This window comes from Flavobacteriales bacterium (genome assembly GCA_026129465.1).
In the GTDB taxonomy this organism is placed as follows: Bacteria; Bacteroidota; Bacteroidia; order Flavobacteriales_F; family PHOS-HE28; genus PHOS-HE28.
The window spans coordinates 1,520,282-1,533,621 of record JAHCIA010000001.1 but is presented as its reverse complement, the minus strand read 5'-3'; the positions used below and the strand labels follow the sequence as shown (position 1 = coordinate 1,533,621).

Annotated in this window: 15 protein-coding genes; 3 read left to right on the top strand and 12 right to left on the bottom strand. The window is 63.8% G+C overall.

From position 1 onward, the window contains the following. Positions 1-32 precede the first annotated feature (32 nt). Positions 33-743: a hypothetical protein gene (locus tag KIT10_06530; protein MCW5898909.1), complete on the top strand. Its 711-nt coding sequence runs from the start codon at positions 33-35 to the stop codon at positions 741-743. Here the strand turns inward: KIT10_06530 and KIT10_06525 are convergent. The 10 genes from KIT10_06525 to fahA form a co-directional block, all read right to left on the bottom strand. Continuing rightward, positions 731-949, bottom strand: a complete 219-nt coding sequence (locus KIT10_06525) for a hypothetical protein (GenBank protein ID MCW5898908.1) — start codon at positions 947-949, stop codon at positions 731-733. The two genes, KIT10_06530 and KIT10_06525, sit on opposite strands and share 13 nt — an antisense overlap. 120 nt (positions 950-1,069) lie before the next feature. Further along, a complete protein-coding gene (locus KIT10_06520) occupies positions 1,070-1,540 on the bottom strand; it encodes an Hsp20/alpha crystallin family protein (GenBank protein MCW5898907.1) in 471 nt (156 codons plus the stop codon). An 86-nt stretch (positions 1,541-1,626) separates the two neighbouring features. After that, positions 1,627-2,361: a hypothetical protein gene (locus KIT10_06515; GenBank protein MCW5898906.1), complete on the bottom strand. Its 735-nt coding sequence runs from the start codon at positions 2,359-2,361 to the stop codon at positions 1,627-1,629. Positions 2,362-2,464: 103 nt separating this feature from the next. Further along, positions 2,465-3,838 carry an rRNA cytosine-C5-methyltransferase gene (locus tag KIT10_06510; GenBank protein MCW5898905.1) on the bottom strand — a complete coding sequence of 458 codons (1,374 nt, stop codon included), beginning with the start codon at positions 3,836-3,838 and terminating at the stop codon, positions 2,465-2,467. Positions 3,839-3,843: 5 nt separating this feature from the next. Then, positions 3,844-5,106, bottom strand: coding sequence for an adenylosuccinate synthase (locus tag KIT10_06505; GenBank protein MCW5898904.1), 1,263 nt, complete (start codon positions 5,104-5,106; stop codon positions 3,844-3,846). Between the two features lie 18 nt (positions 5,107-5,124). After that, positions 5,125-5,490, bottom strand: coding sequence for an STAS domain-containing protein (locus KIT10_06500; protein MCW5898903.1), 366 nt, complete (start codon positions 5,488-5,490; stop codon positions 5,125-5,127). Next, on the bottom strand, positions 5,487-5,945 hold the full coding sequence (locus KIT10_06495; protein ID MCW5898902.1) for a transcriptional repressor: 459 nt from the start codon (positions 5,943-5,945) through the stop codon (positions 5,487-5,489). The genes KIT10_06500 and KIT10_06495 overlap by 4 nt, the downstream gene beginning before the upstream one ends. A gap of 285 nt (positions 5,946-6,230) precedes the next feature. Further along, a complete protein-coding gene (locus KIT10_06490) occupies positions 6,231-6,917 on the bottom strand; it encodes a hypothetical protein (protein ID MCW5898901.1) in 687 nt (228 codons plus the stop codon). A gap of 130 nt (positions 6,918-7,047) precedes the next feature. Then, entirely contained in the window at positions 7,048-9,309 is a 2,262-nt protein-coding gene (locus KIT10_06485) for a bifunctional (p)ppGpp synthetase/guanosine-3',5'-bis(diphosphate) 3'-pyrophosphohydrolase (GenBank protein MCW5898900.1), read from the bottom strand. Positions 9,310-9,342: 33 nt separating this feature from the next. After that, a complete protein-coding gene (fahA, locus tag KIT10_06480) occupies positions 9,343-10,620 on the bottom strand; it encodes a fumarylacetoacetase (protein MCW5898899.1) in 1,278 nt (425 codons plus the stop codon). A 53-nt stretch (positions 10,621-10,673) separates the two neighbouring features. Between fahA and KIT10_06475 the strand changes: the two genes are divergently transcribed. Beyond that, complete coding sequence (locus tag KIT10_06475; protein MCW5898898.1) at positions 10,674-11,126, top strand: hypothetical protein; 453 nt, start codon at positions 10,674-10,676, stop codon at positions 11,124-11,126. Next, positions 11,123-11,941: an HTTM domain-containing protein gene (locus KIT10_06470; protein ID MCW5898897.1), complete on the top strand. Its 819-nt coding sequence runs from the start codon at positions 11,123-11,125 to the stop codon at positions 11,939-11,941. Before KIT10_06475 ends, KIT10_06470 begins: the two co-directional genes overlap by 4 nt. Here KIT10_06470 and KIT10_06465 read toward each other — a convergent pair. Both KIT10_06465 and KIT10_06460 read right to left on the bottom strand, forming a co-directional pair. After that, positions 11,895-12,371: a thioesterase family protein gene (locus tag KIT10_06465; protein ID MCW5898896.1), complete on the bottom strand. Its 477-nt coding sequence runs from the start codon at positions 12,369-12,371 to the stop codon at positions 11,895-11,897. The genes KIT10_06470 and KIT10_06465 overlap by 47 nt on opposite strands. A gap of 12 nt (positions 12,372-12,383) precedes the next feature. Next, positions 12,384-13,334, bottom strand: coding sequence for a class I SAM-dependent methyltransferase (locus tag KIT10_06460; GenBank protein MCW5898895.1), 951 nt, complete (start codon positions 13,332-13,334; stop codon positions 12,384-12,386). Positions 13,335-13,340 lie beyond the last annotated feature (6 nt).

The window sequence follows — 13,340 nt, the reverse complement described above, 5'->3', positions numbered from 1 at the left end:
ATCGGCGTTGCATCCGTACAAGCGACACGATCATGGCTACTGGAACGGAACGTGAACGGCTGGAACAGGTCCTTCAGGGACAACAGGTATTCCTGGAGGAGGTGCATGCCCTGCTCGCCGAGGAGGAAAAACAGGACAACATCCGCAGGGCGGTGGTGCGGACCTCACGGGGCGAACGCCCCGTCCATCTCCTCGACCCGGATCCAGCACGGGTCTTCGGCATCTCCACCATCCGCGCCCTGTGTGTGAAGTATCGCTTGCGCTTCCTGGATGCCGGCTTGTTCAAAGGTGATCTGCCCCCACAGGCCATGCATGCCATACGGCAGCTGGAGCGAAAGGCTTCCGGTCCGGTGCTGAATTACAAGGTGATGGCTCCAGCGGAGCGTTTCAGTCTCTGCGACAGCGAGGTGGATCCACTGCTCTTTGTGCCCTTGGGCGAAGGGCGCTATTACTTGGTGCACAAGTGGGGCAATGATCTGGGTGTGGCGCGCGTGGTCCTGGGCTGGCCAACACGCTCACCATGGACCTTGGGTGCCTGTGTGTTGCTGCTGGCCATGGTGTTCACGGCCGTGATGCCCGCCGACCTCATCACCCGCGATCCCTCCGTGGGATTCTGGGGCGCCTATCGCATCTTGTTCTTGCTATGGAGCACCGTGGTGGTGGCCAGCTTCACGGTCTTCGCCTGGTTCGCCTTCTTCGGCCAGTTCAGCACCCAGGCCTGGAACAGCCGCTACTTCAACTGAGGCATCCCCTTTTCCAAGGATTCCGAGGAATAGCGCGTGCCCACGCGGCAGACGCAACGCTCGCGGAACCAGACTTTCAACATCTCGCGGTCCCCGGAATCCAGCCCGCGCAGGGCCTTCCGCATCTCCTTGCGGAAGACGCGTCGATCGGCATGGCTGATGCGGTCCAGGACGTCCTGGTAATAGGCGAGCATGTTCTTGCGCATGGGCATGGGATCAGGCGTATGGCCCTTTACGGTTCGCACCAAGCGGGGTTTCAGATCGAATGGTAAAGAAGAAAGGGGGACCTTGGGTCCCCCTTTCCAACTATTCGTCCTGGCCCTTGCTCAGTTGATACCGATCTCCCTTGTACGGGGCTTGGCGGCTTCCGTCTTGGGGATACGCACCGTCAGCAGCCCATCGGCGCATTGGGCTGAGATGTTCGCGCTGTCCACCGAACCGGGCAGCCGGAAGGAACGGGTGAAGCTGCCGTAGGAGAACTCCCGGCGGGTGTAGCGTTCATTCTCCTTCAGGTCCTCCACTTTGTGTTCGGCACTGATGGTGAGCACATCATTCTCCATCTGGAGCTTCAGGTCCTGCTTGTTGAAGCCGGGCACCTGCATCCGCAGTTCGAAGGCTTCGTCGTTCTCCACGATATTGACCCCGGGCAGAAAGTGCTTCATCTCGTCCTGTCCGAACACCTGGCCGATGTCGCGGTTGAAGAAGTCGTTCATCAGCGCGTTGAAGGGACTGACGAACGAACCTTGCGGGCGGTATTTCACGATCGTCATGGCTTTGCGTTTTTGGTTGGTTCGCATGTGCGCCTCGGTCCCCAAAGGCTCTGCCAGCCGCCAATCCCGGAAATTGTTGCAGACCAAGGACCCGCTGGTGCGACGATCTGTCGCTACTGGGGCATGAAGAGGAAGAAGACCGTGCCTTTTTGTGGGTCGGTGGCATTGGCGCTGGGGCTGAAGCGCGCCCTTCTCGCCGATCGCAGCGCATGTTCCACCATGCAATCGTCGGCGAAGGCGCTGCGGGCAGGATCGAGTTCCGCCTTGAGCACGGCACCCGAGGAGGCGACCTGCACCCTCACGGCCACGCGTCCCTGCGTGCGGCAGAGGTAGCCCGGTACGTCACGCGCGCGCTCGCGCCCCTCCAGGTCGTGCCACACGGTGGTGATGCCTTCTATGCGCACTGGCTCGGCGGCCTTGTCCATATACAGTTCCTTGTTCCATTTGCTGGGATCGAGTTCGGGCATATCCACCTCCTCGCCGCGTTCCCGGCGCTCTTCGGCCAGCCGCTCGAACTCCTGCTGTTCCATGCGGCGCAGGTCCTGTTCCACACGCTCGGAGAGGCGCTGTTCCGACCAGGTGGGCCTTGTCTCCGCGGTGATGTTGCTGGTGAGGTTGAGCACTTCGCGCGGCGTACCGCCCTCCAATTCTTCCATGATCCGCTCCTCCATCTCCTCGGCCATTTCGCTGGGCACCACCTCCACGCGGATCTCGCTGCGATCCTCCTCGCGCGGCGTGGCCCGTATGGTCCAGATGGTGAGCAGGATGAAGAGCACGGCGTGCACCACCAGAGTGCCCATCACCCCGGTGCGGTGCCGATCGATCCAGTCCAACAGCGCGTCCATCATGCCCGGCTTTCGTGCCGCATGATCGGAGAACGCCGTGCCATGGTCATTTCACGCGTCTCCTGGGGTTCATGCACCTTCCACCGGCCCAAGATAGCCGCCAGCCTCAGGTGGTCCGCATGCGGATGCGCCAGGGCTTGGGCCAGCCATTGTTCCAGCGGTTGCCCGCACCGTGTGCCCAGCCCAGCCCAAGTCCCGCGTGGCGTATGAGCGCGGTGCCGTTCGCATGCTTGCCGGGCAGGGCCTCTCCGCGCAAATAGGCGAGCGTTAGGGCCGGGTCGAGATCGATCGTGCGGAAGGCATCCTGGCGCAAAAGGGTGGAAAGAGCGAGTGCCGCATGTGGGCGCTGGCCTGATCCCTTGCGTTCCGCTACCGGTATGCCAGGTGAAATGGTCGTCGTCAATGCTTTCAACGCGTCCACAAGTGGTGCGTGCCTTGTCCCGACCGCATGGAGCGTCTCCTCATGCTCGATCCAGGACAGTTCTTCCCGGGTATCGAGCCACTCGGTGCGGACGCCCGGGTCGATCGCCGATCCCGAAGGCCGGATGCGGCTCTCGCCGGGATCGGTATCACCGGGTTTCCGCAGCAGCGCCATGAAGAAGCCTTCCCCGCGCAACAAGTGCGGATAGCAGCGCAGACCTGGTATCTCCGGCAGCACAGCCGGACGGGTGCCCCATGCCGGCGATGTGGCGATCGTGACCGGCTCAGCGCCGCGGGCGAGCAGAGGAAGGAGCTGTTCCTCGTTCTCGGTGGGTTCCCAGGTGCAGGTGCTGTAGATGAGAAAGCCACCGGGCCGAATGGCTTCCCACGCATGGGCGAGGATCACGGCCTGTGCGGCCACGCACCGATGCACGAGCGCAGGGCCCCATTGCTGATGTGCGAAGGGATCCTTGCGGAACATGCCTTCCCCGGAGCAGGGCGCATCCACCAGCACCAGGTCGAAGCTGTCCGGCAGGGTCTCGAACGCGATCGTCTCCGCACCTGTGATGACGGTGTTGGGCGATCCCCACTTCCATAGGTTCTCCGCAAGGATGGCGCGTCGACGGCCATCCACCTCGTTGGCCACAAGCAGGGAACCCGGCGTCATCAGGGACCGGAGATGTGTGCTCTTGCCGCCGGGCGCGGCGCAGAGATCCAGCGCCACGATGTGGCGCTCCAGCAAGCCGGTGGCCAGAAAGGCCTGTTCCACCAGCATGGATGATGCCTCCTGCACGTAGTAGGCACCCGCGTGCAGCAGCGGGTCCAGCGTGAAGACCGGCCTTTCCGCCAGATACCTTCCTGTGCGGCACCACGGCACCGGTGCACCCTCCGGGCCGCCGGGTTTGGCGCTGTTCAGCCGTATGCTCGTGGGCGGCGGCTCCAGTAACGCCCGCGCGAGCAGATCCACTTCGCCCGGGATGATCGACCCCAGGGTATCGCGCAGCGTATCCGGAAGCACATCACCATGCCGGTCCTTCCGCTGGCGATCGCGGCGCGCCATGGGGCTCAGCGCGTGAGTACGGGTTCGCGCAACAGGGTTTCAGCGCGATCGGGGCCGAGCGATACGAGGGTGATGGGCACATCCACCGCCTTTTCGATGCGGGCGATGTAGCGCTGCAACGCATCGGGCAGGGGCGCGTCGATGCGCGGGTCGCCCCAGCCGGGGAAGTCCTCGTACACCGGCTCGATGCCGGAGCTGATGTCGTAGGGCAGGCGGTCCGTCGTGCGGCCGTCCACCTTGTATCGCGTACAGAGCCGCACGGTGTCCATGCCGTTGAGCACGTCGGCCTTCATCATGGCCAGTTCCGTGATGCCGTTCACCATCACCGCGTAATGCAGGGCGGGCAGGTCCAGCCAGCCGCAGCGTCGCGGGCGTCCGGTGGTGCTGCCGAATTCATGACCGGCCTTGCGGATGTGTTCGCCCGTGGCGTCGTGCAGTTCGGTGGGGAAGGGGCCGCTGCCCACGCGGGTGCAGTAGGCCTTGAAGATGCCCACCACCTTGCCGATGCGGTTGGGGGCGACACCCAGGCCGGTGCATGCGCCGGCACAGATGGTGCTGCTGCTGGTGACGAAAGGATAGGTGCCGAAGTCGATGTCCAACAGGGTGCCTTGCGCGCCTTCGGCCAGGATCCGCCTGCCCTCCCGCATGGCCATGTCCAGGTAGTGTTCGCTGTCCACCAGGGTCATCTCGCGCAGCTGGCGCACGGCGTCCAACCATTCGGCCTGCTGCTCGCGCAGGTCGAAGGTCATGTCGTGGTGTGCGAGGAGTTTCTCATGCTTGCGCACGAGCGTCTCGTAGCGCTCCATCATGTCGGTCCTTTCCAGGTCGCCCACACGCAGGCCATTGCGCCCGGTCTTGTCCATGTAGGTGGGGCCGATGCCTTTGAGCGTGCTGCCGATCTTGGCCTTGCCCTTCTCGGCCTCGCTGGCGGCGTCCAGTGCGCGGTGGGTGGGCAGGATCAAATGGGCGCGGCGTGAGATGAGCAGGCTCTTCCGCAGGTCGATGCCCACGGCCTCCAGGGCCTGCACCTCGCGCAGGAAGATCACCGGGTCGATGACCACCCCGTTGCCCACCAGGTTCATGGTGCCTTCGCGGAACACGCCGCTGGGGATGGTGTGCAGCACGTGTTTGTAGCCCTCGAAGATGAGCGTATGGCCGGCGTTGGGTCCCCCTTGGAAGCGGGCGATCACATCGTATCCAGGGGCGATCACATCAACGACCTTGCCCTTGCCCTCGTCGCCCCATTGGGCGCCGAGCAGCACGTCCATGCGCGGGTCCATCGGCGATCAGCTGGTGAGTTTGGCCACGGCGGCGTCCACATCGGGGGTGATGGTGAACACCGAATCGAGCTTGGTGACCAGGAAGAGCTGGCGTACGCTGTTGCTCATGCCGGCGATGAGCGTGTCGCCCCCGGCGTTGCGCGTGCGCGTGAGCACGTTGATGAGGATGTTGAGCCCGGTGCTGTTCATGTACTGCAACTCGGTCAGGTCCAGGATCACCGACTTGTGCCCCTTGCCCAGTTCGCCGTCCAGCGCGGCCATGAGCCGGTCGGCCTGCTGCTGGTCCATGAGCCTGCCCTTCATGTGGAACACCATGCAGCCCTTTTCATCGGCTACGGCCAGGTCGAAAGTCGGTCGGTCGGTCACGGTCATGTTCTCTGGTTTCTCTGGCATTCGCGGCACAGGCCATGGATGTGGAGCGCGTGGTGGTGCACTTGGAAGCCCATCACCTCGCCCACCGTGTTGCGGATCTGTTGGATGCGGGGGTCGCAGAACTCCTGCACCCGGCCGCAGCGGTCGCAGATCAGGTGGTCGTGCTGCTTGTAGGCATGGGCCTTTTCGAACCAGGCCTGCGCGCCCATGAAGCGGTGCTTGCGCACCAGGTCGCATGCCAACAGCAGGTCCATGGTGTTGTACAGGGTGGCCCGGCTCACGCGGTAGTTCTTGGACTTCATCCGGCCGTAGAGCCGCTCGATGTCGAAATGGCCGTCCTCCGCGTAGATCTCGTTGAGTATGGCGAATCGTTCGGGCGTCTTGCGGTGCCCCTTGCGCTCCAGGTACTCGGTGAAGATCCGGCGGACGTTGTCGTGTTGCTCGGCCACGGCCATGGGCCAAAGGTAATGGGCAGGCGGGTGCAGCAGCGCCATAAGCAGGGGCGGTGGATCGGTGACGACGATCCGGACCAGAATACCCGACCGGAGGCCGCAGAGGACCGACCGATAGCAACCGGGTGGTAATGGATGGCCCCAGTTGGTTCCTCCCTCAGGTGTGCGGGATGTGATGCAGGCACAGTGCGCTATCAGAAACCGGCTTCCCGTGAACGCGACACCCCTTCCGGAGTCGTGCATGCGCCTCTCCGATGGAAGGTCACACAAGCGTCGGGGCGGTTGCGGTTACCGCAAGCCATTCGCCCGCAGTACCAGGTCGTAGAGCTTGTATTCGAAGCCACAGCGTTCCTTGAATCTGGAGATCGAAGTGTGCGAGGGCTCCTGGGCGCGCTTCGAGATGTTCTCATGCGGGATGCTCACCCTGGGCTTGCCCAGCTTCTCGGCCAGGACCTCGATGCCGCGCTGGTAGTTCTCCATCACATCGATGTGGACGAAGTAGTTCCCGATGTATGAAGCCATGTTGGTCTCATCCATGCCGCGTGGCAGGAAATTTCTGACGAATGGGTTCGTTGTTTCCAGGAATTCGTCGATGTCGGATACCGGCTCAACCTTCTTTCCTTCCACATAGTTCTTGCCGTCCCCGGCACGGCGCAGGTTGTAGTGGAAGACCGACAGGCTCATCTCCAGGGGATCCCGCAGAAAGGTGATCGCCTGTCCGATCCCCGGGTAGTAGTCGTCCACACCGAAGCCCCTCTTGCCATTGAAGTGCCCATGGATGCAGATATCCTTCCGATAGCCGCCATACCAGTGCTTCAGTTTGTGCCGCTTGGGCATGGTGCCCGCCCTCTCATCGAAGTAGTGCATGAGCAACCCGTCCCCGAACCAGTCCTTCAAGGTCTTTAGCAGACTGGTGCCGCCGCACTTGGGAATGTGGATCGAGAGCAGCGGAACGCTGGGGTCATAGGTCTTCATCTTGATCGGCTGTGGCCTGTACGCGGCGATGCATGGGCCTCCATGCAAAGAAAGGAGGCGTTGGGCCACAGAAGTTCCATTTCCCGGGACGGCCCGGTCTTGACCACGGTCCGCGCTAGTTGCCCAAGGCTTATTGCTCCACGCGCACCACGCTACGTACGCCCTGCACGCGTTTGAGCTTTTCCATCAGGGCGTTGAGGTGGTCGGTGTCATGCACATAGACCATCACGCGGCCCTCGAAGATGCCGTCGTGGCTCTCGAAGCTGATGGCGCGCATGTTCACGTTGTGCTCGTGGCTGATGATGGTGGTGATCTTGTTCACAAGCCCCACGTCATCGATGCCGCTGAACTTGATGCCGGCCAGGAACTCCACGGTGTCCTTGCCCTTCCAGCGCGCTTTCACCACCTGGTAGGCGAAGTTGCTCATCAACTGCGTGGCGTTCTGGCAATTCACGCGGTGGATCTTGATCCCTTCGTCCTTGGTGACGAAGCCGAAGACATCATCGCCGGCGATGGGGCTGCAGCAGGAACTGAGCGTGTAATCGATCTTGCGCAGGTCGTCGCCGATGATCAGCGCACCATGGTCTCCGCGGATCTCGCTGACGATCTCCTCCAGGGTGCGTTCCCCCGGCTCCTGTTTGCGCTTGGGCAGCGACAATCGGCCATTGCGCACGTGGGCCCCGGTCACCTTCTCCGGGTCGAAGCGGCCGCGTGCCACCTGGTAGTAAAGGTCGGTGGCGTTGGCGCTCTTGAAATGCTCCACCAGCACGTGCACGTTGGCCGTGTCCACCTTGGCGCCCCATTTCCGCAGTTGGCGCTGTATGGATTCGCGCCCCAGCACGGCGAGCTTGCGCTTCTGGTCCCGCAACGATTGCTTGATGCGATGACGTGCCTTGGCGGTGGTGACATAGTTGAGCCAGTCCTCCTTGGGCAACTGCTTGCGGCTGGTGATGATCTCGATCTGGTCGCCACTGCGCAGGGGCTGGCTCAGGGGCACCAGCTTGTGGTTCACCTTGGCGCCAATGCATTGCCTGCCGACCTGGGTGTGGATGTCGAAGGCGAAGTCCAGCGCGGTGGCCCCGGCGGGCAGGCTGCGCATCTCGCCCTTGGGCGTGAAGACCACGATCTCGTCGCTGAACAGGTTCAGCTTGAAATCGGCCACGAAATCCAACGCGTTGCTCGTGGGATCGTCCAGCATGTCGCGAATGCGCGCCAGCCAGGGATCGAGCACCGCGGTATGGTCCAGGTCGTCCTTGTACCTGTAGTGCGCGGCCAGGCCCATCTCGGCGATCTCGTCCATGCGCCGGCTGCGGATCTGCACCTCCACCCAGCGCCCGCCGGGGCTCATCACGGTGGTGTGCAGGCTCTCGTAGCCGTTGGCCTTCGGCAGGCTTATCCAGTCGCGCAGCCGGTCGGGGTTGGGTTGATAGAAATCGGTGACGATGGAATAGACCTTCCAGCAGTCGGCTTTCTCCAGTTCCTGCCGCGTGTCGATGATGATGCGGATGGCGAAGACGTCGTAGACCTCCTCGAAGCTCACGTGCTTCTTCAGCATCTTGTTGTAGATGCTGTGCACGCTCTTCGGGCGCCCTTTGATCTCGTAGCTGAAGCCTTCACGGTCCATGGACTCGCGGATGGGCAGCGTGAAGCGGCTGATGAAACGCTTGCGCACGGCCTCGCCCTTCTTCAGTTTCTGGCTGATGTCCTCGTAGATCTCGGGCTCCTTGTAGCGCAGGGCCAGGTCCTCCAGCTCGCTCTTGATGTTGTAGAGGCCCAGGCGGTGGGCCAGCGGGGCGTAGAGGTAGGTGGTCTCGCTGGCGATCTTCAGCTGCTTGTCGCGCGAGAGGCCCTCCAGCGTGCGCATGTTGTGCAGGCGGTCGGCTAGTTTGATCAGGATCACGCGCACATCCTCCGCCAGGGTGAGCAGCACTTTGCGGAAGTTCTCAGCCTGGATGCTGTCCGATCGCAGTTCGATGCCGCTGATCTTGGTGAGCCCGTCGATGATGGTGGTCACCGAGGGGCCGAAGAGGTCGCGCACATCGTCGAGCGTCAGGTCGGTATCCTCCACGGTGTCATGGAGCAGGGCGGCCACCACGCTGGTGACGCCCAGGCCGATCTCCTCGGCGCAGATGCGCGCCACGGCGATGGGGTGGTAGATGTAGGGTTCGCCGCTCTTGCGCCGCTGTTCCTTGTGGGCCTCCACGGCGATGTTGAAGGCCTTGCGGATCAGGCGCGTGTCCTCGGGCGTGCGTTCGCCGCGAATGCTGCGCAACAGACCCTTATAGCGCCGCAGGATCTCGGCTTTCTCCGCCACCGGATCGATCGCCGGCCTGGTGGTCTTCACCGCTACCGGCGCGCCTTCGGGCGGAGGGCTATGTGAACCTTTGTCCATCCAGACAAAGGTAGCGGGGCGGAGTGCCCTGCACTATTCCACGGCGGGCAGTACTTGCGCCCGCACTTCGCCGAAGCCGATGCGAGTGCCATTCTTCTCGCCATGTCCGCGCATCACCACGGTATCGCCATCGGCGATGAATTTCCGTTCGCTGCCATCGGCGAGCGCAAGGGGCCTGGTGCCACGCCAGGTGAGTTCCAGCATGCTGCCGTAGCTATCGGGCGCCGGGCCGCTGATGGTGCCACTGGCCATCAGGTCGCCGCTGCGGATGTTGCAGCCGTTCACGGTGTGGTGGGCCAGTTGCTGCGCCATGCTCCAGTACATGTATCGGAAGTTGCTGCGGCATACGGTGGTCTCGGCGCCGCCTTGGGGGGCTATGGCCACCTCCAGCGCGATGTCAAGGCCGTGGGCGCCCTCGGTGCGCAGGTAGGGCAGGGGCCGGGGGTCCTGTGGCGGGCCGGGAACACGGAAGGGCTCCAGCGCATCCAGCGTCACCACCCAGGGACTGATGCTGCTGGCGAAGTTCTTCGCGAGGAAGGGACCCAGGGGCACGTATTCCCATGCTTGTATGTCGCGCGCGCTCCAGTCGTTGAAGAGCACCAGACCGAAGATGTGGTCCTCCGCCTCCGCGGCGCTGATGCGTTGGCCGAGGGGCTTGCCATCGAAGGTGATGAAGGCCACCTCCAACTCGAAATCCAACTGCACGGTGGGCCCGAAGACCGGTGGCTGTTCGGGATCGGGGCGGCGCTGGCCCATGGGGCGGTGGATGGCCTGCCCGCTGGGGATGATGCTGCTGGCGCGGCCGTGATAGCCCACGGGCAGGTGCAGCCAGTTGGGCAACAGGGCGTTCTGCGGATCGCGGAACATGGTGCCCACGTTGGTGGCGTGCTCGCGGCTGCTGTAGAAATCGGTGTAGTCGCCGATGGTCACTGGCAGGTGCATGGTCACCTGGTCCACAGGGAGCAGGGCATCCTCGCGCAGGGTGTTGTCGTCGCGCAGGGTGGCGTGGTCGTGGCGCAGGAGTTCGCTGAGCCGTTCGCGCAGCGCACGCATGCCCGCCTTGCCGCCTTTCATCACCTCATTCAAGTGTGGCGCCAGGAAGGCCTCACGTGGAATACCGGTGCCGTCCAGCAGCCCCGCTTCGGCCAGGATGGAGAGGTCCACCACGGTATCACCGATCCTCGTCACGGGCACAGGCGGCTCACCGTTCCAGCTGCCGATCCCGAAAGGAATGTTCTGGATGGGGAAGTCGCTGCCGGGGGGGGCGGGGACCCAGGAGCGCAGGGCGGGATCGTTGGCGGGAATGGTCATGCCGCAAAGGTGCGAAGGCGCGCCGATGGGCCGGCGTGTCCCATCTTCACGGCATGGCAGGCCGCTTCGCAGGCATCGTCGTTCGTGTACTGGTCCTTTCCCACCTGTTGCTGCTGGCGTCGTACACCTTCCCGGAACACTGGGTGCCGGAGCCGTTTCGCGTGATCGGCCAGTGGTGGGTGCGCCCTTTGTTCCATCAACAATGGAAGCTTTTCGCGCCGGATCCGCCGGACTGCTCCTGCGCGCTGGAATGGCAGGATGGCAACGCCGCATGGCACGCCGTGGATGCGGGCCACTATCTGGAGCGCCGCATCATCCACAACCATTGTCTGTGGCTTGCCGAAGGCGATGCCAGTGCGGAACGGCAGGCCAGGCCGGCCCTGCTGCGGATGGTCCAAGCGGAAGACGCGCCCGAAACACGCTTCCGGATCGTGCGGCACTGCATCGCGGACCCCACGCGTCCCACGGTTCGGGAGGAACGCCTCATTCCACTTTACGGACCATGAGCATTCCGGCGAATACGGTCTTGCTCTTCCAGCGTGCGCTGCACTTGTGGGTGTCGCTCCATCTCCTCACCGCGCTGCCGGCCATGGAGGAACTCTGGCTCGACCCGCTGTCACCCCCTCACCCCATGGGCGGTCCACGCTACACCCTGGTGCATGCCTTCGGATCCTGGCTGCCCGTGCGGGCCGCACCGGTGGTCCTCGCCTGCACACTGCTTGTCGCGTTGTGGGGTGTGGTCCGGCCGTTGCGCTGGTGGTTGTCCTTGCCACTATGGGCGGGCTATTCCTCGCTGATGAACCTGGCTTTCATGGCCTCCAGCGGCGGCCAGCAGCTCATGGCCAACCTGCTCTTCTGGAACGTGTTGCTGTGCTTGGAGCGAAGCGGTCACGCGACGTGGGTCGGGGCCACCGGCTTCTGGATCATCCGGCTGCAGCTGCTGCTCGCCTATGCCGCCACCGGTCTGCACAAACTCACCGGCACACATTGGCTGGATGGCACCGCCATGGGCATCGTGGCCGGCGACCCGGCGTTCGGGCCGGCCTGGCTGACGGGCTTTCCGTTGTTGGCGAAGTCCATGACCTGGGCGGTACTGGTCTTTCAGCTGACCTTTCCGGTGGCCGTCTGGTGGCGCCGCACACGTCTGCCATGGATGGCGTTCGGCGCTGTGTTCCACCTGGGAACGGCGCTGTGGCTGGGCATTCCCGAGATGGGAGCGGCCTTCATCGCGGCGTATGCCATCTGGCTTTCGAACAATGAATCGGGTGCGGTGCTCAGGTGCTACCGCTGGCGCCAGGCTGTTTCGGTTCCAGCCACGTGAAGCCCTCACTGCGCGGAATGCGGTCCAGCGCTTCGCGGGCGAAGGGCGGCGGCATGCACATCTTGCGGATCCGCGTGTCGATCCAGGCGCCATCCACCACCAGCGTGGCGCACAGCGTGCCATCGCCTTTGGTGATGCGGTGCTCGAAGGAGAAGCGTTTGTGGTCCCGCGAGAGCTGGCTCACCAGCACTTCGCTCCAGACCTCGTCCTCCAGCTTGATCTCGCGCCGGAACACGCATTCCTCGCGCAGCAGCACCGGCCCGAGGGAATTTTCCCGCATGTAGGCCAGCGACACGCCCAGCGCGGTGAGGACCTCCATCCGTTGCATGGCGCCCAGATCGTAGTACACGCTGTGGCGCATGTGGAAGTTGGCGTCGATGTCCGCCCAACGGAGTTGGATGCGCGAGCGGAAGGGGGGCGTGGCGTCCATGGATGGCCGGCGTCACATGCCGGTTATCTCCACCAAGTGGGCGGTGGGGCGCGCCTCGCTGTCCAGATGGTCCATCATACGCGTGTTCATGTAGCGGTTGAGCTCATGAAGCGCCTTGGTATCCCCGGCTCTTCGCGCGAAGTATTCCACCCACACGAATCCGAAGGTGGAGGCCATGGTGCCGTTGGGTGTCACCCTGCACGTGAGGCCACGATCGTGCGCGAAGGCCTCCACCTCATGCACCTTGGGCAGGACGCATTCCAGGTGTTCTCGCGCCCACGCCGCTCCGCTGAGCCGGATCACCAGGCGCAGCCTTTCCTCCTCGTCCACGCCCTCCACGTGGAAAGGGTTCAACAGGATCACTCCACGTCGCGCCTGCCCCACCAGCCTCTCCAGGAACAGGGTGCGTTGGTCACGTGGCACATGCTCCAGCACATGGCCCGATACGACGATGTCGAATGATCGCGGTGGGAAGGGGAGTTTCTCCCCCGCGATGCCATTCACCACGGGTTCGGCAAGGCAGTATTGGTGTCCCGGCAGGAAGCGCCCCAGCGTGCCATCGCCACCGCCCACATCGAGCACGGAGACCTGCTCGCCGGCCGCCATGCGCTTGATCGCCTGCGCCATGCTGTGCAGCCGGTAGTAACGGTTGTGGGGGATGTCAAGCAATGGCCGTGTGCGAGCTTCGGCTTCCTGCTGGAGGGCATTGCACAACGCCATCGGTGCGCCCAGGAAGGCGGCGGTGAGCGACTCGGCGAGGGCGGCGTTCGGGTTGCCCTGCGCCATGAGCCACCGTGCCTGCTCCAAGTGCAGTCCGGCGTCCAAAGGAGAGGCACTGAGCTTTTCGAGCCATGGTGACGACGCTTTCCCAGCGATCGTGGTGATCGCGCCGCCCTTGGGCTTGATGCGCTCAAGCCGGAACCCGAGCGGCCTGAGCGTTCTATTGAGGAGTTCGCCGATCATGGCGCC